14 protein-coding genes are annotated in these 16,539 nt (G+C 63.5%); 10 read left to right on the forward strand and 4 right to left on the reverse strand.

Annotated features, from left to right (window positions below):
* The first annotated feature begins 114 nt into the window (after positions 1 to 114).
* From CLU88_RS03635 to CLU88_RS03645, 3 genes are all read left to right on the forward strand, one after another.
* Positions 115 to 3,672 carry a M48 family metallopeptidase gene (locus tag CLU88_RS03635; protein ID WP_158235573.1) on the forward strand — a complete coding sequence of 1,186 codons (3,558 nt, stop codon included), beginning with the start codon at positions 115 to 117 and terminating at the stop codon, positions 3,670 to 3,672.
* Positions 3,673 to 3,824: 152 nt separating this feature from the next.
* Positions 3,825 to 5,246, forward strand: a complete 1,422-nt coding sequence (locus CLU88_RS03640) for an aspartate kinase (protein ID WP_099655431.1) — start codon at positions 3,825 to 3,827, stop codon at positions 5,244 to 5,246.
* Between the two features lie 151 nt (positions 5,247 to 5,397).
* Complete coding sequence (locus tag CLU88_RS03645; protein ID WP_099655432.1) at positions 5,398 to 6,546, forward strand: ATP-binding protein; 1,149 nt, start codon at positions 5,398 to 5,400, stop codon at positions 6,544 to 6,546.
* A 99-nt stretch (positions 6,547 to 6,645) separates the two neighbouring features.
* Here CLU88_RS03645 and CLU88_RS03650 read toward each other — a convergent pair whose 3' ends face one another.
* Positions 6,646 to 7,623 (reverse strand): DMT family transporter, encoded by a 978-nt coding sequence (locus CLU88_RS03650; protein ID WP_099655433.1) that lies wholly within the window; start codon positions 7,621 to 7,623, stop codon positions 6,646 to 6,648.
* Between the two features lie 184 nt (positions 7,624 to 7,807).
* Here CLU88_RS03650 and CLU88_RS03655 point away from each other — a divergent pair, with 184 nt between their 5' ends.
* Positions 7,808 to 8,710: a LysR family transcriptional regulator gene (locus CLU88_RS03655; RefSeq protein WP_099658626.1), complete on the forward strand. Its 903-nt coding sequence runs from the start codon at positions 7,808 to 7,810 to the stop codon at positions 8,708 to 8,710.
* On the opposite strand, the gene CLU88_RS03660 is transcribed toward CLU88_RS03655, so the two are convergent.
* The gene (locus CLU88_RS03660) at positions 8,711 to 9,472 is read right to left on the reverse strand and encodes a DeoR/GlpR family DNA-binding transcription regulator (RefSeq protein ID WP_099655434.1); all 762 of its coding nucleotides are present in this window, start codon (positions 9,470 to 9,472) and stop codon (positions 8,711 to 8,713) included.
* Positions 9,473 to 9,568: 96 nt separating this feature from the next.
* On the opposite strand from CLU88_RS03660, the gene CLU88_RS03665 reads away from it, so the two are divergent.
* The 3 genes from CLU88_RS03665 to CLU88_RS03675 all read left to right on the forward strand — a co-directional run bounded on the left by CLU88_RS03665 (position 9,569) and on the right by CLU88_RS03675 (position 11,719).
* A complete protein-coding gene (locus CLU88_RS03665; protein ID WP_099655435.1) occupies positions 9,569 to 9,979 on the forward strand; it encodes a DUF4406 domain-containing protein in 411 nt (136 codons plus the stop codon).
* Complete coding sequence (locus tag CLU88_RS03670) at positions 9,976 to 10,596, forward strand: NUDIX domain-containing protein (RefSeq protein WP_099655436.1); 621 nt, start codon at positions 9,976 to 9,978, stop codon at positions 10,594 to 10,596. Before CLU88_RS03665 ends, CLU88_RS03670 begins: the two co-directional genes overlap by 4 nt.
* 169 nt (positions 10,597 to 10,765) lie before the next feature.
* A complete protein-coding gene (locus tag CLU88_RS03675) occupies positions 10,766 to 11,719 on the forward strand; it encodes a class I SAM-dependent methyltransferase (RefSeq protein WP_099655437.1) in 954 nt (317 codons plus the stop codon).
* Positions 11,720 to 11,775: 56 nt separating this feature from the next.
* Here the strand turns inward: CLU88_RS03675 and CLU88_RS03680 are convergent, their stop codons facing one another.
* A complete protein-coding gene (locus CLU88_RS03680; RefSeq protein ID WP_099655438.1) occupies positions 11,776 to 12,264 on the reverse strand; it encodes an EVE domain-containing protein in 489 nt (162 codons plus the stop codon).
* Between the two features lie 326 nt (positions 12,265 to 12,590).
* Here CLU88_RS03680 and CLU88_RS03685 point away from each other — a divergent pair, with 326 nt between their 5' ends.
* From CLU88_RS03685 to CLU88_RS03695, 3 genes are read left to right on the forward strand one after another with little or no spacing between them, the layout of a single operon-like run.
* A complete protein-coding gene (locus tag CLU88_RS03685) occupies positions 12,591 to 13,835 on the forward strand; it encodes a hypothetical protein (RefSeq protein WP_099655439.1) in 1,245 nt (414 codons plus the stop codon).
* Between the two features lie 27 nt (positions 13,836 to 13,862).
* Positions 13,863 to 14,510 carry a DUF3592 domain-containing protein gene (locus CLU88_RS03690; RefSeq protein ID WP_099655440.1) on the forward strand — a complete coding sequence of 216 codons (648 nt, stop codon included), beginning with the start codon at positions 13,863 to 13,865 and terminating at the stop codon, positions 14,508 to 14,510.
* The gene (locus CLU88_RS03695; RefSeq protein ID WP_099655441.1) at positions 14,510 to 15,064 is read left to right on the forward strand and encodes a DUF3592 domain-containing protein; all 555 of its coding nucleotides are present in this window, start codon (positions 14,510 to 14,512) and stop codon (positions 15,062 to 15,064) included. The genes CLU88_RS03690 and CLU88_RS03695 overlap by 1 nt, the downstream gene beginning before the upstream one ends.
* Positions 15,065 to 15,121: 57 nt before the next feature.
* Here the strand turns inward: CLU88_RS03695 and CLU88_RS03700 are convergent, their stop codons facing one another.
* A complete protein-coding gene (locus tag CLU88_RS03700) occupies positions 15,122 to 16,303 on the reverse strand; it encodes an HPP family protein (protein ID WP_099655442.1) in 1,182 nt (393 codons plus the stop codon).
* Positions 16,304 to 16,539 lie beyond the last annotated feature (236 nt).

A 16,539-nucleotide genomic window follows, 5' to 3' on the forward strand; every position in this document is an offset into this window, starting at 1 on the left:
TCAGGCTGGTTTGCCTGGAAGGCCTATGCGCTGATACGCGCAAGTTTGCAGGCTCCGCACCAAGCCCTGTGGCTTTTCTTGGGCGGGGTGGCGTCGGGCTTTGTCGCGCTGTTCATGCTCAAAGCCATTTGGTTCGTCAAACGCAGCAATATGTCCGATCTCACCGAGATCACGAAAGACGAACAACCGGAGCTTTTTGCATTTCTGTACCGCTTGGCCGATGAAGCGCGTGCACCGCGACCACGCAAGGTCTTTCTTTCCGCACGGGTGAATGCGGCCGTTTTTTATGATTTGTCGCTGCTGAACCTGATATTCCCATCTCGAAAGAACCTTGAGATTGGGTTACCCCTCGTCAACGTGCTGAACGCCTCTGAATTCAAGGCCGTTCTGGCCCATGAATTCGGGCATTTTGCGCAGCGGTCCATGGCTGTGGGGCGGTGGGTGTATGTCGCTCAGCAAATCGCGGGGCATGTGGTCGCCAAACGCGACAGCCTGGACGGGTTTCTGCGCAGTCTTTCGTCTTTCGATATTCGCGTTGCCTGGGTCGGCTGGATTCTTTCGCTCGTGGTGTGGGCGATCCGGTCCGTGGTGGACACGTTTTTCAAACTCGTTCTGGCGGCAGAACGCGCGCTGTCTCGCGAGATGGAGTTTCAGGCAGACAAGGTGTCTGTCAGCTTGACGGGCAGCGACGCACTCATCCATGCGCTGTACCGCTGCCAGTCCGCCGATATGGCCTGGGACCGAACGCTCTCGTTTGCCAATGCAGAGGTGCGCGCCGGGCGCGTAACGGCCGACTTGTTTGAAATCCAGTCGCTGATCATCGCCAAATTGCGCGAAATTCTGGATGACCCTACCTTCGGTGAGCCTGCGCAGCCGCAAGGTGACCCCAGCCAGCACCGCGTTTTCCAGCAGCAGATGGTGCAACCCTCCCGCATGTGGGCGAGCCATCCACTCAATCACGAACGGGAATTCAACGCCAAGCAGATTTACCTGCCAGTGCCGCTGGAGGCCTGCTCGGCATGGACATTGTTCAGGGACGCCGAATCGCTCAAGCTCAAGACCTGCGCTGAAATGGTTGCGGCCATTGATCCGCCCCTGCCCGTGGCGAGTCGAGAGGAGTCGCTTGCGGCACTGGATGCGGAATACGGCAGGGAGTCTTATCAGCGCGTTTATAAGGGCCGCTATCTGGCGCGCCCCGTAACCCGGTACGCACATGTAGCGAGCGAACTCTATGCCGCAGAAGCTGGCGCGCCGGATGCAACAACGACAGGTACAGAGCTGTACCCCGATTCGCTGCGTGCCGATCTGCAGCAAATGGACCGGCTTGGTGAGGAGAAGAGCCAGCTGCTGGCCATTCAAGACGGTGTGGCCAAGGCCGTTGATGGGGTCATTCGTTTTCGCGGTCGCGCGCTGAAGCGCAAAGACGTGGGGGCCGCCTTGCAGACGGTCGAAAGCGAGATGAAAGCGCTGGACACGCGCATCGTCGCGCACGACCGCCTCTGCCGTTCGACGGCCCTGGCACTCGCACGCACAGCACGTTCGGGGTGGGAGAGTTACTGGCTGGGCTTGCTGTCGCTCGTTCACTACGCCGAGCACATGCAGGCCAACATCGCCGACGCACACAGCGCTCTGGCCAATGTGGTGTCTATGGTGACTGCCAAGCGCAAGGTCAATGACGACGAGCGCAACCGCTTGCAAAGCCACGCGATGGAACTGTACCGCCTGCTGCAAGAGGTGAATGCTGCGCGCGGATCATTGACGTTGGACGACGCGACGCTGCAGCGCTTGGGATCGGCCAGTTGGAGCGCACTGCTGGGCGAGTTCAATCTGGTGGCGCCGGGGTTGGGCAACATTGGCGATTGGTTGAATGTGATCGACAGCTGGATGCGGCCCGTTGCTGGCGCGCTGGGACAACTGCGTCGCACTGCGCTGGACCAGTTGCTGGAGACCGAGCGCCGCTTGCGAGAAACCGCAGGCAATGCGGATGCGATGGGGGACGCACCAGCGGCGCCCAATGTGCCCAAAAGCTATAGCAGCTTCACAACAGGTCAAGAGCGGCCTCTGCAAAAAAAGCTCGATTGGTGGTCACGCTTTCAAGTGGCGGATGGGTGGGGCCCAGGCGCCGCCCGATTGGTTGTGGCCGGGGGCATTATCGGAAGCATTTTGGGCATTGGCGCCACCGTGGGCACCGCCACGCTGTGGGTGCACAACGGGTTGGATCGCAAGGTGGTTTCTCAAGTAGGGAGCAAAACCATCACCCTCGCGCCGGGCGCAACGCAGAGCATGGGTGTGGACCTCGACAAGCCGTTGCGGCTGGGCGCCCGCACGGTGGAAGGCCAACAGATCGAGTCGTTTGAGGAAACGCCGGATGTCATCAGCGGCCAGTACATCTACAACATCGCCCAGGCCAGCCCCTTGGTAGAGTGGAGCGCGGGGTACGGAAACCAGAATGGATCGCCTCCGCACGAAGTTGCGGGCAGTCGGTGGGTTTCGACATCGGTTGACCATGTGCTGTCTGAGCCGCCAGCCAACATTCAAACCAAAGGTGGCGGCGGTACGCGGTCGGTGCTCAGCGCGGCGCAGGCCAACTCATGGCGATCCAATCTGGGGATGGCTGAAAAAGACAGCACCCGAAAGGCCGTGGTGCTTGCACACGCCCAGTGGGACACGGCTGACTCCGTCAGTCTGAGGGACTGGTTGATGCAGGCATCTGATTTGCCGGAGTACCCGACGGTCTTGCAGCGCCGATTGGAGATCAACCCGCTGGATGTCATGACACTGCGCATCGAGCAAGATGTGGCCCCTAACCGGCAGGTGGTGTGCAAACGGCAGGCAACACTGCTCGCCCAGAATGCGAGCAACCCCGACATGCAGTACCTGGCAGTGCGCTGCATGGAAGAGGGCGCTGCGCGCGATGCCGCGTTTGCAGCAGGGTACAAAAAGTACCCGAACAACCCTTGGTTCGCCTTGGTCAGTGCTTACGATGCCGCTGTGGCGGGCCGATGGGGGAATGCATACACCGCCTATGGTGTGGCCAGCAATCACCCTGCATTGAGAGAGTTTGTCGTGGTTGACATGGCCCGCATGCGGCGCCTGATGCAGGGCGTAGACGCCAACGTGCAAGACTTGTTGCCCAAGTCAGAGACTTTGCGCAGCAATTACAGCCTTGAAACAGGCAAAGACATCTCCGACAGCGCGCAAGCAAAAATCTATTTTGATCTCCATCGGGGTCAGGTGGAGTCTGCCGCCAGGCGCTGGAACGCCAACAAGGGTGGCGAGCGTGCCTTGCGACTGATTGCGGCATCGGATGGTGCTCCCGCCGAAATCATCGAACGCAGCTTGAAGCTGTCGCCCGACCAAGGCATTGACAGCGACGTGTATTGGAGCGCCCTGGGGTTGGCATTGCGCCACCAGCGCAATGTCGAACCGTTGCTGGCCAAGCTCAATGCCAGCAGCAGTGACGAGTCCCTTGCGCTGCGCAAATTCGTTGCCATCATGCAGACGACGCGCAATGCCGCGCAGGCCGAGAAGGCGCTGCAAAACGAGCCGCCACAACGTCGCGCGCAAGCCTACGTCGTCGGCTTGATCGTGCTGGGCAAGCAGGCGCCGCCTGCGTGGCGCGAATTTGCCAAGCGGGCCTTGCTGGTCACTGAACGCCCCTATCTGGGGTAACTCCAAAGCGGCCTTGCATCACGCTGGCGCATCAGAATCGGTCCCAGAGCCGAGGCATCGCCAAAGTGAGAGAAAATGGAGGGCTTTCTGTCGACAATCACGACAAGAAGCCCACTTGGCCTTCTAACCCTTTTGCTCCCCTGAGCCTGTCCATGTCAGACGTCAACTCCTCCAAGATCTCTGTCGAGAAAATCGGCGGCACTTCCATGACCGCTTTTGGCGATGTGCTGCGCCATATCGTGCTGCACGACCCCAAACGCATTTACGGCCGCATTTACGTGGTGTCTGCCTACTCGGGCGTGACGAACCAGTTGCTGGAGCACAAGAAGACGGGCGAGCGCGGCATCTATGCCTTGTTTGCAGAAGGCAAGGGTTACCAGGATGCCTTGACGGGCCTGGCTGCCAGCCTGAAAAAGCTCAACGCAGGTTATGCCGACATCGGCCTGCCGCTGGCTGTGGCCGATGCCTTTATCGACCAGCGCATTGGCCAGGCGCGTGAGTACCTGGGCGCCATGCACCATGTGCTGGCCAGCGGCTACTTGAGCCGCAAGGATGTGCTGTTGGCCGCGCGCGAAGTTCTGGCCTCGATTGGCGAGTCGCACAGCGCGTTCAACTCGGTCGAGATCCTCAAGGCCAATGGCGTCAATGCCATCCTGATGGATCTGGCCGGTTTTGACGACAACGAAGCCTGGACGATTGACGAGCGCATTGCCCACAGCTTCAAGGGCATCGACCTGAGCGACAAAGTGGTGGTGGCCACGGGCTACACCAAGGGCACCGAAGGCATCATGCGCGAGTTTGACCGAGGTTACTCCGAAGTCACCTTCAGCAAGATCGCCGTGGAAGTGCGCCCCGCCGAGGCCGTGATCCACAAGGAATTCCACCTCTCGTCAGCAGACCCCAATCTGGTGGGCCTGGAAAACGCCATCGTGGTGGGTGCCACCAACTACGACGTGGCCGACCAGCTGGCCGACGTGGGCATGGAAGCCATCCATCCCAAGGCCGCCAAGCCCATGGAGTTGGCGGGGATCCCCATCCGCCTGAAAAACACGTTTGAGCCTGACCACCCCGGCACGCTCATCACGAAGGACTTTGTGGGTGAGCGCGCCCGCGTGGAGATCGTGACCGGCACCGACAAGGTCACCCTGATCGAGATCCACGACCCGAGCATGGTGGGCACCGTGGGCTTTGATGCAGGGCTGATGGAAGTGTTCTGCAAGCACGACGTGAGCTACATCCTGAAGGCCACCAACGCCAACTCCATCGCCCATCTGGTGTGGGACAACCAGGTAACCCCTGACTTGGTGGCAGAGCTGCAAGAGGCTTACCAGGTCGTCACCATCAAGCCCAGCGCCATCGTGTGCACCATCGGCTCCAACATCGGCATCCCCGGTGTGCTGGCCAAGGCGGCCCAGGCACTGGCCGACGCGCAAGTCAACGTGAACTGCGTGTCGCAGACTTTGCGCCAGGTGAACATGCAATTCGTGATTGAGCGCGAAGACTACAAGACCGCCATCAAGGCACTGAACATGGCCTTGTGCGTCAACTCCGGCACGCCCGTGCCCCGCGTCTGACACGAAGCCGCCTTTCAAAAAGCCCGCCCCGTGCGGGCTTTTTTGTGGGCAGGGTGAGCCACGCAGATGTGGCCTTAGCGGGTTTTGCAGGTCTTTATCTTTTTTTATCAAAATCAGATAATTAACCATATTCAGATAAGTGGAGATAACCATGGCCCCCGATGTGTTCCACCGCACCGCCTACGCAGAGCAGATGGCCCAGCAGTTGCTGCAGCCATCGCCCTTGCACATGAACGTGCGCTCGGGCGTGCTGCTGTCGGGCATACGCCGCGTAGGCAAAACCACCTTTTTGCGCCAGGACCTGGTGCCTGCGCTGGAGGCGCGGGGGGCGCTGGTGATTTACGTGGACCTGTGGGCCGACCGCAGCAAAAGCCCGGCCGTGCTGGTGCTCGATGCTGTGCGCGCCACGCTGTTGCAAATGCAAACCCCAGGCTCGGGCTTGCTGCAGCGCTTCAAGGGGCTGAACCTGGGCGCGGCGGGCATTACGCTGGGTTTTCAGGTGGAGCATTTGGGCGCGCCGGGCGGCACCACACTGGCGCAGGCGTTTTCAGAGCTGGTGGCCAAGGCCAAGGTGGATGTGGTGCTGATCGTGGACGAAGTGCAGCAAGCCCTGGGCACCGAAGACGGCACCAGCTTGCTGCACGCCCTCAAAGCGGCGCGGGATGCCGTCAACGCCCAGCCGGGTACGCCGGGGTACTTTTTGTTTCTGGGCACGGGCTCGCACAAGTCGCTCATCACCGATATGGCCACGCGCCACTCGCAGCCCTTTACGGGCGCCCTGACCACGGCCTACGAGCCGCTGGGGCAAGACTTTGTGCAATGGCAACTGCAGCGCATTGCAGGCAGCCCAGGCGTGGTGCTGCCCAGCACCGAAGTGGCTTGGGCAGGCTTTCAGTCGCTGGGCCACCGCCCTGAAGAAATGCTCAAAGCCCTGGTGCAACTGCAAAGCGCCCAGGCCCCGGCAGACCAGGCGTTCCCCATCATCTGCGCCACGCTGGCATCGGCCGCTGCCGATGTAGAGCTGCGCGCCATCGAAGAATTTGGCGAGCTGGGCCAGGCGGTTTTCGACTACATCGCTCAGGGCAGCGAGACCGGCGTATCGGGCCTGTTTGGCGAAGAAGCCATGGCCAGCTACACCGCCCGCACGGGGGGCAAGGTGCCCACATCGCAGGTGCAAAAGCTGGCCGAAAAGATGATCAGCGCCAACCTGATCGCCCGCCCCGGCCACGGCATCTACACCGTGGCCGACCCGTTTGTGCGCAAAGTGTGGCTGGAGCGGCGGCGGTTGCTGCAGCGTTGATACCGCTGGCGACACCTGCCTTGCTTCAAAATTAATAGCTGCTAGCGCTTTCTTGGTAAGCGCTAGCAGCTATTTTCTCTTCAATATTGCAGCACAAGCTCAGGCTGATGTCGTGTGCGGTTTGGCTGAAGGATGAGCAACACTCGGGGATGGGCTCACCGCAGAGGCCCCCCGCTTGCTGATCAACAACACCCCCGCCAGCACCAGCGCGGCCCCTGCCATCTGCGGCCAGGACAAGGGCTCGTCCAGCAACCAGCAGCCAAAAAAGATCGTGAGCACCGGCCCCAGCGTGCCGATCAGCGCGGTTTTGGCGGCGCCGATGCGACGGATGGCGGCCGAGGTCATGAACACGGGCAGCACGGTCGAGAAAAGGGCCATGCCCAGCGCGTGCAAATAGACCGGGGTGGGCTGCACAAACGCGTCCACAGGCTGCGACACCCCAAAGTGCAGCAGCGTGGCACCCGTGGAGACCAACATGGCCAAGGCGGTGAAGCGCGCTGCGCCCAACCTGCGGATGGCGGGCTCGCTGCCCGCTTGGTAGAACGCGTAAGACACCGCCGAGCCAAACACAAAGCCCGCGCCGATGAGCACGGCGCGCGTGTCGCCCGCAATGTGCAGGTCGTGCGCAAAGGCCAGGCCAATGCCCGCATAGGACAGCAGCAGCGCCCCCACCTCGCGCCGTGAGGCCCGCTTGCCCATGAACAACACGCCAATCAGGATGGTGAGGGTGGGGTAGGTGAACAAAATCAGCCGCTCCAGGCTAGCGGTGATGTACTGCAGGCCCATGAAGTCGAGGATGCTGGAGCCGTAGTACCCCAGCAAGCCCAGCGCGATGACCGCCAACCAGTCGCGCCGGGGCAGCGGGGACAGGGCGCGGCTGGCGCGCCAACCCACCCAGGCAAACACGGGCACGGAAAACGCCATGCGCAGGGCCAGCAGGGTGACCGAATCCACCGGCACGGCTTGCGGCACCGCGTAGGCCAGCTTCACAAAAATGGCTTTAAAGGAAAAGCCCAGGGCAGCCAAAACGGCCAGAACAATGCCGAGGCGTTCGGCGGACCAGTGTTTCCAGGGCATGGGAAGGGGTAGCGTCCAGAATGGGTAAGTGATGCGAACAGGGCGAACGCTTGCCGTGGCAAGGGTTCAACGATGGGCGATGATCCCTGAGGTGCACTGGCGGCACAATTGCCCATTCCCCAAGCATGCGTTCGTTAAATACGAACGCAGCGCACAGTCTGCCACCCCAGCCAGGAGCCCGTTTGTGAACTACGACCTTGTGGATTTGCGCCTGTTTGTGGCCATGGCCGAGGAGCGCAACCTCACGCGCGGCGCCGCGCGGGCTTGCCTCGCACCTTCGTCGGCCAGCCACCGGCTACGGCGGCTGGAAGATGCCCTGAACACGCCGCTGTTTGAACGCCAGACCCGGGGCCTGGCCCTCACGCCTGCGGGCGAGGCCCTGCTGCGCAACGCCCGCGAGGTGTTTGCGCGCATCGAGCAAATGCACGCCAACCTGCAGCCGTTTGCATCGGGCATTCGCGGCCATGTCAGCCTGTGGGCCAACACGCACGCCACGCACACCTTTTTGCCCGACGATCTGGCTGGTTTTTTGAAGCAGAACCCGCAGGTGAGCGTGACGCTGGAGGAGCGCACCAGCGCAGAAATTGTGGTGGCGGTGGCCGGTGGTGAGATTGAAGTGGGCGTGCTGGCAGACAGCGGCTCGGGCGTGGGGGTGGAGCTGGTTCCGTACCGGCAGGACCGTCTGGTGCTCATCGTGCCTGCAGGCCATGGGCTGGCAGGGCGCTCGCAGGTGGGGTTTGCCGAGGTGATCGACCATGCCTTCGTCATGTTGCACGCGGGCTCTGCCATCCACACTTTCACGATGAACGCCGCAGCCGCACTGGGGCGCCACCTCGATGTACGCATCCAGGTGCGCAGTTTTGAGGCCGTGTGCCGCATGGTTGGGGCAGGCGTGGGCATTGGCCTGGTGCCACGGGGTGCCGCCTTGCAGGTGGCGGGCTTGAGCGAGCCGCCCGTGGTGCTGGAGATGAACGAGCCCTGGGCACAGCGCGATCTGCAGATTTGCGTGCGCAAGGGCGCGGTGTTGTCCGGCTTTGCACAAGCGCTGGTGGCCCATTTGCGCCAGAGCGCAGCGTCTGCCAGCTGATCAGGCCATGGCGGTGCTGACCTTCACGCCGCCCGCCTGAAGCTTTTTGCGCAAGGGGGCTGGGGTGGAGGCGGGCACCACCAGGGCCGCAAGTTCGCTGAGGGGGGCAATCGTGAAGGGTGACGCCGCGCCCAGCTTGTCCGCAGAGGCCAGCACCACGGTCTCGGCCGCGCGCTCGTGCAGTGCCCGCTTGACGGCGGCCTCTTCAAAATCGCCCGTGGTCAACCCTGCCTGGGCGTGCACGCCAGTCACCCCCATGAGGTACAGATCCGCGCGAAGCCGGGCGGCGGCTTCCACCACGCTGGCGCCCACGTTCACCATGGAATGCCGAAACAAGCGGCCGCCCAACATCAGCACCTCGATCTGCGCATGGCCAGCCAGTGCTACCGCAATGGTGGGGCTGTGGGTGACCACCGTGGCGCGCAGGGTGAGCGGCAGGTGCTGCACCACTTGCAGCGACGTGGTGCCGCCGTCCAGGATCACCACCTGGCCTGGTTGCACCAGCGCTGCGCCAGCGCGGCCCAGGGCCCGTTTTTCGTCGGGGGCCAAAGCAGCGCGCACCTGCATATCACCGATGGCGGCAGAAGCGGGCAGCGCACCACCGTGCACGCGCTGTAGCTGGCCTTCGGCGGCCAGCTCGCGCAGATCGCGCCGCACCGTGTCTTCTGAGATGCCCAGCTCTTCGCTGAATGCCTTGGCCACGATCTGGCCCTCCTGCTGAAGGCGCTGGAGGATGAGTTGCTTGCGCTGGGTGGTGAGCATGGCGTGGTTTGTCTGAAAGATTGGGCGCGGAAATGTGATTGCACGAATTTAATTGAAAGTGCATGATATTGCACAAATCAACCTTTTGACAACCCAATGCCTGACACCGATGCACCCGATCGCCCACTGCTGGTCCTGATTGCCGGGCCCTACCTGTCGGGCACCGACGGCGATTCCGCCAAAATCGCAGCCAACCGTGCCCAGCTGGAGGCTGCGGCACTGCCCATCTACGAGCGCGGCCATCTCCCGTTGTTGAGCGAATGGCTGGCGTTGCCCATCATCCATGCGGCGGGTGGGCGCGAGCCCGGCGATGCGGTGTTCCATGCCTACCAGTACCCGGTGGCCGAGCGGCTGCTGGCGCGCTGCGACGCAGTGTTGCGCTTGCCCGGCGCATCGCGTGGTGCGGACATGGATGTGGCCCGGGCGCAGGTGCGGGGCCTGCCGGTGTACCACCACATCGACGAATTGCCGGTGCGGGCGACGAGCCGCGAAGGGGCTGCCGCATGAGCCGCCCCTCACCCGCACCTATCAACGCCCAGGCCGAGCATGTGCGCCTGCTGGACGTGCAGTTGCTGTCGAACGACTGGTATGTGCTGCGCAAGGTCACGTTCGAGTTGCAACGCCGCGACGGCCAGTGGCAGCGCCTGAGCCGTGAGGCCTACGACCGGGGCAACGGCGCCACGCTGCTGCTGTTCAATCCACGGCGCGGCACGGTGGTGCTCACGCGGCAGTTCCGCCTGCCAGCGTTCCTCAACGGCTGCGCCGATGGCCATCTGCTGGAAGCCTGCGCCGGCCTGCTCGATGGCGACGACCCGGAGACCTGCATCCGCCGCGAAGCCGAAGAAGAAACCGGCTACCGCATCCGCGCCCCCCGCAAGGTGTTTGAGGCCTACATGAGCCCGGGCTCCGTCACCGAAAAGCTGCACTTCTTTGTGGCCGACTACGAAGCGGCAGACCGTGTTCAAGAGGGCGGGGGGCTGGCGCACGAAGGCGAAGACATCGAGGTGGTCGAGATGGCGCTGAGCGAAGCGCTGGCGGGCATCCGTGCAGGCACCATTGAGGACGGCAAAACCATCATGTTGCTGCAGCATGTGGCGCTGGAGGCATTGCAGGGCGGGCACTGATGAGCTGACGCGGCTGGAAGCTGAAAAGAGGCAAAGAACAAGTAAGCTTCAGAGCTCTCGAATCCCTCCGCTCCCAGCGACACACACCGGCAGCCTTTGCCGTGCCAGTCCTGCAGCGGCAGCCAGTTTTTGGGGGTACCTACGCCCCTACCGCCAGAAGCCCTACCGAATGCAAGCCCTGCTCGACGCCATCGCCTCCATGCCCCTGCCCACCGATGCGCAACGCATCTTTCACGGCCGTGGGGGCCGCTACCCCGGCTGCGAGCAGTGGACTTTGGATGCCTACCCACCCGTGTTCGTGCTCACCAGCTTTTTGCCAGCAGACAACGAAACCGAGGGACAACTGGCGGCCATCGGCGCGGCGCTGGCGGAGCGCTGGAATTCCATCGCCCCAGGCCAGCCGCTGAACTGGGTGTTTCAGTGCCGCAACGAAGCCCTGCGCACCCAGGGCCGCACCGAAACGCGGCTGATGCAAGGCGAGGTGCCTGACCCGCACACCGTGACCGAGCAGGGCGCTCGCTTCAAAACCCATGTGCTGCGCGGCCAGAACCATGGCCTGTTCCTGGACATGGCCGAAGGCCGCCGCTGGGTGCGCAACTATGCCGAGGCCCGCAGGCAAGACCGCTATGGTCTGAAGGTGCTCAACCTGTTTGCCTACACCTGCGCCTTTTCAGTGGTGGCGCTGCAGGGCGGGGCCAAGCAGGTGGTCAATGTGGACATGAGCCATGGCGCCATGGGCATTGGCCAGCAAAACCACCAGCTCAACGGCATCACCACCGGGGCCAGCTTTTTGGCGCACGACATTTTCAGCAGCTGGGGCAAGATCACCCGTAGCGGGCCGTATGGCCTGGTCATCGTGGACCCGCCCAGCTACCAAAAAGGCAGCTTCGTGGCCACCAAAGACTATGCCCGCCTCATGCGCCGCCTGCCCGATTTGCTGGCGCCAGGCGGCCATGCCTTGCTGTGCCTGAACGCACCCGAGCTGGGCGTGGACTTTTTGCAAAACCAGATGCAGGAACTGGCGCCCGAACTGAAGTTTGTGGAGCGCGTGGCCAACCCTGCCGTGTTTGCCGATGTGGACGAGGGCAGGGCGCTGAAGGTGTTGGTGTACCAGGCCGGGTAGCGCTGAATCGGTGCTCATTCAGCGCCCCAACAGGGTGTGCAGCCCCGCCGCAACGCTCAGCGGGCCAGCAGTTGCGCCACGGCCTCCCACTCGCCAGGCTCCACCGGTGTGATGGACAAGCGGCTGCCCTTTTGCAGCACCCGCATGCTGGCCAGCGCCGGGGTGCTGCGCAGCTCGGCCAGGCTGACGAGGCGTGTTTTGCGCAGGGCCTGCACGTCCAGCAGCAGCCAGCGGGGGGCGTCGGCGGGAGACTTAGGGTCGAAATACGGTGAGGTCGGGTCGAACTGCGTGGGGTCAGCCCGGGTGCCGCTGGCCACACGGGCCAGGCCTGCAATGCCGGGCTCGGGGCAACTGGAGTGGTAGAACAGCACGCCGTCGCCCACTTGCATGCCATCGCGCATGAAGTTGCGCGCCTGGTAGTTGCGCACGCCCGTCCAGGGCACGGTGGCGCCAGGGGCGGCCAAGGCGTCGTCAATGGAGCACTCTTCGGGCTCGGACTTCATCAGCCAGTAGCGGGGCGCAGGGGCCTGGGTGGAGGTGGTCATGGGGCTGGCGGGCAGGATTGACAGGGTGTTTGCGCTATTTATTTGATAGCTTTTGGCGCTTATTCCATAAGCGCCATGTGCCATTTTGACTTGAATTGCCGACGGGAAGTTAGACTGATTCCACACCACAAAAAGTGCAGGGGTTTGGGTCTTGGAACCGGTTCTAAATCAGGCGCCCACACCGTGCACCACAACATTTTCGAGGGGATGGGCATGCATTCACCACGGTGGACATGTGAGAGAGCGGGCATGGTGCCCAGAGCTTTGCCTTGTGCGGCAGGGGCCGCCGCAGCCGCCGCTGCAGGCGCCCCAGGCGTGGCCATCCCATGACATCCCCAACCCAACCCCAGGCGCGCAGCGCCCAGCCGTGGCTTGAGCGCAAAGCATGGGCCACCAACCGCATCCGCTCGCACAAGCGGTGGGAAGTCATCATCCTGTGGGGCTTCGCCGTGGCCTGGAGCCTGCTGGCCACACCCCTGGCCTATGTGCAGATTCCACGGGCTCTGGAACAGGGCGAGACACTGGTGGCCGGGATCATCGGGGTCATGCTGCTGGTGGCCGTGGGCTTGCTTGTGGGGGCGGTGCGCACCACGCGGGACGCACGCCGCTTTGGCGATGTGGCGCTGCAGCTGGACCCTTTCCCTGGCAGCATTGGCGGCCACTTTGGCGCCAGCACGGTGCTGCCTGTTGCCTACCGGCCAGGGCTGCAGTTTGTGGCCACGCTGGCGTGCCTGCACCACAGCACCCGCCGCACCACCGGCGGCGACACCGAGGCCCGCGAGAGCGTGCTGTGGCAAAGCGAGGGCATGGCCCAAGTGCAGCCGCAGGGCGATGGCATCCGGCTGAGCTTTCGGCTGGATGTGCCCAAAGGCTTGCCTGAATCCGAGCCCACGGAGGGCGACCACCATGCCTGGTGCCTGACCCTGGAAAGCCGCAGCGACCCACCGCTGGCGTTTGAGCGGCACTTTGATGTGCCCGTCTATGCCACGGGCGAGGCATCGCACCATCTGGTGTTGGACGCAGCCCAGCACCCCGCGGCGGTCCAGTCGCGCAAGGCGCAGCTGGACGAGGTGGCCCACCTGCAGCACACGCCCGGCGGGGTGGAGCTGTATTTGCCCTATGGCCGAACCTGGCAGCAACACCTGGTGTGGCTGGTGTTTGGTTTGAGCTTTGGCAGCTTTGGCGTGTTTGCAGGCCGCATGGGGGCACCGCTGATATTTCCGCTGGTGTTTGGCGGCCTGGGCGGGGGTTTTGCCGCGTGGGCTTTTTTTGCACTGAGCAACAGCCTGAAGGTGCAGTTCAGCCCCCAGGGCCTGCGCACCGAGCGGCGCTTGCTGGGCTTCATTTTTGCCTGGCACCAGGTGCCTCGCAGCGATTTGCGGGGGCTGCAACTGGTGCAGAGCTACACCTCGCAAACCGGCACGCGGCACACGGTGTGGTTTCGGATTCGGGTGGCGCTGAAGAACGGCAAGACCATCACCGTGGCCGACAGCCTGCGGGGCAGGGCGGTGGCCGACCAGATGCTGCAGGCGCTGGCCAAAGCCACCGGGCTGCCCGCACGATCGGTCTGAAAGCAGCCCAGCGTCCATACCACCTCGATGCCTCGTTCCTCCACACCGTCCGGTCCTCCGTCCACCGCCCGCGCAAGCCCATGGCGCCCGGGGCCTGGGGCATCGCCGCTCACGCTCAGCCTGGCGGCATTGTTCATCCTGCCCTTTGTCGTGATCGGGCTGAGCATGCTGCTGTTTGGCACAGGGGCCACCGTGGTGGACTGGGTCCGCGCCCAGTCATGGCGGGCCACACCGGCAGTCGTGGAATCAGTCGCCACCCTATGGGAGCCTTACCCCAAAGGCCGTGGAGGCTACCGTGTAGAGGTGGGTTACCGCTACGAAGTAGAGGGCAAGGCATACCTGGGGCACCGGGCTTCGTTTCACAGTGGTTCGGACACGGTGTTCCAAAAACAGCTGGGCGATGGGCTGCAGGCCGCCCAACGCTCTGGCACCCCGGTGCAGGTGTGGGTCAATCCTGCACAGCCCGCCGAGTCGGTCGCAGACCGCCGTCTGAGCCTTGAATCGCTAGCGCTGAATGCGGTGATTGGGCTCGGCTTCACGGGCGTGGGATTGGGCTTTTGGTGGGTGCTGCTGCTCAGTTGGCGCAGCCTGCGCCTGGCGCGCAAGGCCGCAGACGCCGACCCTGGGCAGAGCGCAGAACGCCAAAGCCCCGCCAGCCACCGAAAGCCCCTTTGATGAAAAAACGCGCCACTGCTGCCGACAAAAAGCAAACGCTGCTTGGGCTGGTCATGCTGGCCGTGCTGGCTGTGCCGTTTGCCGCCGCAGGCCTGGGCATCCTGCTCTTCATGACCGCGCCCATGGTGTATGACTGGGCGCGCATGCAAACGTGGAACAGCGTGCCGGCCCAGGTGGATTCGGCCACGCTCCAAAGCCACAAGCCCAGCAAAGGTGGCACCACCTACCGCGTATCTACCCACTACCGCTACCAGGTGGCAGGGGTGGAATACACCGGCGACCGCGCCTCCATCACCACGCGCGCAGACAACATTGGCAGCTTTCAAGAGCGACTGGGGCACAGATTGCAGAGCGCTGAACGCACGGGCGAGCCGGTGCCCGTGTGGGTCAACCCTGCACAGCCCGCCGAGTCGGTCGTGGACCGCAGCCTGCGCCCCGGGCTGCTGGCCTTGCAGTTGGGGCTGGCCCTGGTGTTTGGCGCCTTTGGGGGCAGCGTGGTGTTTTGGGCGGCGCGCACGCTGCTGCGCAGGCGGCAGCAATCCGCCCACGCATGAAGCGCTGCAATGTGGTGTGGGCGGTGTGGGCGGGGCCGCACCGCAGCCCCCAGGCGCTCAAGCCTTGGCCGACTGGCTGGCCTGGTCCAGTGCAATGCTCTTGTACAGCGCCACCAGCAGGTCAGACTGCGTGACCATGCCCACCACCTTGCGCCGCGCGTCAATCACCGGCACATGGGGCAGGGCGCGCTGCGAGATCTGGCGGATCAGCTCAGACAGCGGTGTTTGTGGTGTGGCGGTAAAAACCTCCGGGCTCATGATCTGGCCCACCACCTCGGGCTTGTCGGCATAAGGCCCCGGGGTGCGCTTGAGCAGCGCCTGCACCAGCGTTGCCAGGTCTTTGGGCGTGGCCTGGGCATCGATCTGGCGCAGAAAGTCTGCCACCGTCACGATGCCGATCAGGCGGTCAAACCGGTCGATCACGGGCAACGACTTGATCTTGTGCTTTCGCAGCAACTGCCAGGCCACGGCCAGGTCGGTGTCAAAGTGGGCGGTGATGACATCGCGCGACATGATGTCCGCGCAGGTCAGCCCCACATGGCGCCCAAACGCATGGTCAACGGCCAGGTTGTAAATCTCGACCAGCTCATCTTCCTGCACGTCCACAAAGGTGTTGAGCGTCTTGACGGCGCTCTCCAGGTCGGTATGGGTCAGCCCCATGCGCTCTATGGGCGCCCGGTCTTGCGTGCGGTGGCCCGGGCCAGGCGGTGTGCTGCTGTGCGGGTAGCGGCGGCGCAAAACCCAGCGGTTGATCAGCAAGGTGGTCACCAGCAAGGCCACAGCATTGATGCCAATCAGCTCGCCCACAGCCAGCATTTGCGCGGGGGTGTAAGGCCCGTTGAGCACCAACAACAAGGCCAGCGCGCCCCCCGGCGGGTGCACGCAATTGAGCCGGGCCATGAGCCAGATGCACAGCGCCACCGCCAGGGCCGCGGCCCACGCGGGCTGCGCCACCCAGTGTGAGCAGGCCAGCCCCACCAGCGTGGCCACCAGGTAGCTGCCCAGCAAAGGCCAGGGCTGCGCCACCGGGCTGTGAAACTGCACAAACAAGATCACCACACTGGCCCCCACGGGGGCCAGCAGCCAATGGGCATCCAGCGGCAGGCTGCGCAGCAGCAGCCCACAGGCGGCCAGGCACAGCAGTGCCCCCAGGCTGGCTTTCCAGCGTTCGCTGCGCGATAGTGACAGGGTGTTGCTGAGCACCCTGGAGTGAAACCAGGCGCTGATTCTTTTGGGCACGTGAAAGGTTCCGTGGCATGGGCCGTCTATGGCCCGTGTTTGGCCCGTCTAGGGCGGGCAGATTTGCACCAAAACTGTGCAGCCGCACATCCTAGCGATCAGGCCACGGCATCATGGCTTTGGGGTTACCCAGGTTGCGTCCAAATCACTATCAAATCAATAGCTGCTAGCGCTTTATTCATAAGCGCTACAGCCTCAAAACACCCATAAATCACCCTGTTTTCAGGGGGCTGGCA

The sequence above is a fragment of the Acidovorax sp. 56 genome (genome assembly GCF_002749705.1).
Lineage (GTDB): Bacteria > Pseudomonadota > Gammaproteobacteria > Burkholderiales > Burkholderiaceae_C > Acidovorax.

Excerpts from the sequence above, each read along its gene's own strand:
- CLU88_RS03635 (WP_158235573.1), top strand. The coding sequence starts at position 115 with ATGCTCAAAGCCATTTGGTTCGTCAAACGCAGCAATATGTCCGATCTC.
- CLU88_RS03640 (WP_099655431.1), top strand. The coding sequence starts at position 3,825 with ATGTCAGACGTCAACTCCTCCAAGATCTCTGTCGAGAAAATCGGCGGC.
- CLU88_RS03645 (WP_099655432.1), top strand. The coding sequence starts at position 5,398 with ATGGCCCCCGATGTGTTCCACCGCACCGCCTACGCAGAGCAGATGGCC.
- CLU88_RS03650 (WP_099655433.1), bottom strand. The coding sequence starts at position 7,623 with ATGCCCTGGAAACACTGGTCCGCCGAACGCCTCGGCATTGTTCTGGCC.
- CLU88_RS03660 (WP_099655434.1), bottom strand. The coding sequence starts at position 9,472 with ATGCTCACCACCCAGCGCAAGCAACTCATCCTCCAGCGCCTTCAGCAG.
- CLU88_RS03665 (WP_099655435.1), top strand. The coding sequence starts at position 9,569 with ATGCCTGACACCGATGCACCCGATCGCCCACTGCTGGTCCTGATTGCC.
- CLU88_RS03670 (WP_099655436.1), top strand. The coding sequence starts at position 9,976 with ATGAGCCGCCCCTCACCCGCACCTATCAACGCCCAGGCCGAGCATGTG.
- CLU88_RS03675 (WP_099655437.1), top strand. The coding sequence starts at position 10,766 with ATGCAAGCCCTGCTCGACGCCATCGCCTCCATGCCCCTGCCCACCGAT.
- CLU88_RS03680 (WP_099655438.1), bottom strand. The coding sequence starts at position 12,264 with ATGACCACCTCCACCCAGGCCCCTGCGCCCCGCTACTGGCTGATGAAG.
- CLU88_RS03685 (WP_099655439.1), top strand. The coding sequence starts at position 12,591 with ATGACATCCCCAACCCAACCCCAGGCGCGCAGCGCCCAGCCGTGGCTT.
- CLU88_RS03690 (WP_099655440.1), top strand. The coding sequence starts at position 13,863 with ATGCCTCGTTCCTCCACACCGTCCGGTCCTCCGTCCACCGCCCGCGCA.
- CLU88_RS03695 (WP_099655441.1), top strand. The coding sequence starts at position 14,510 with ATGAAAAAACGCGCCACTGCTGCCGACAAAAAGCAAACGCTGCTTGGG.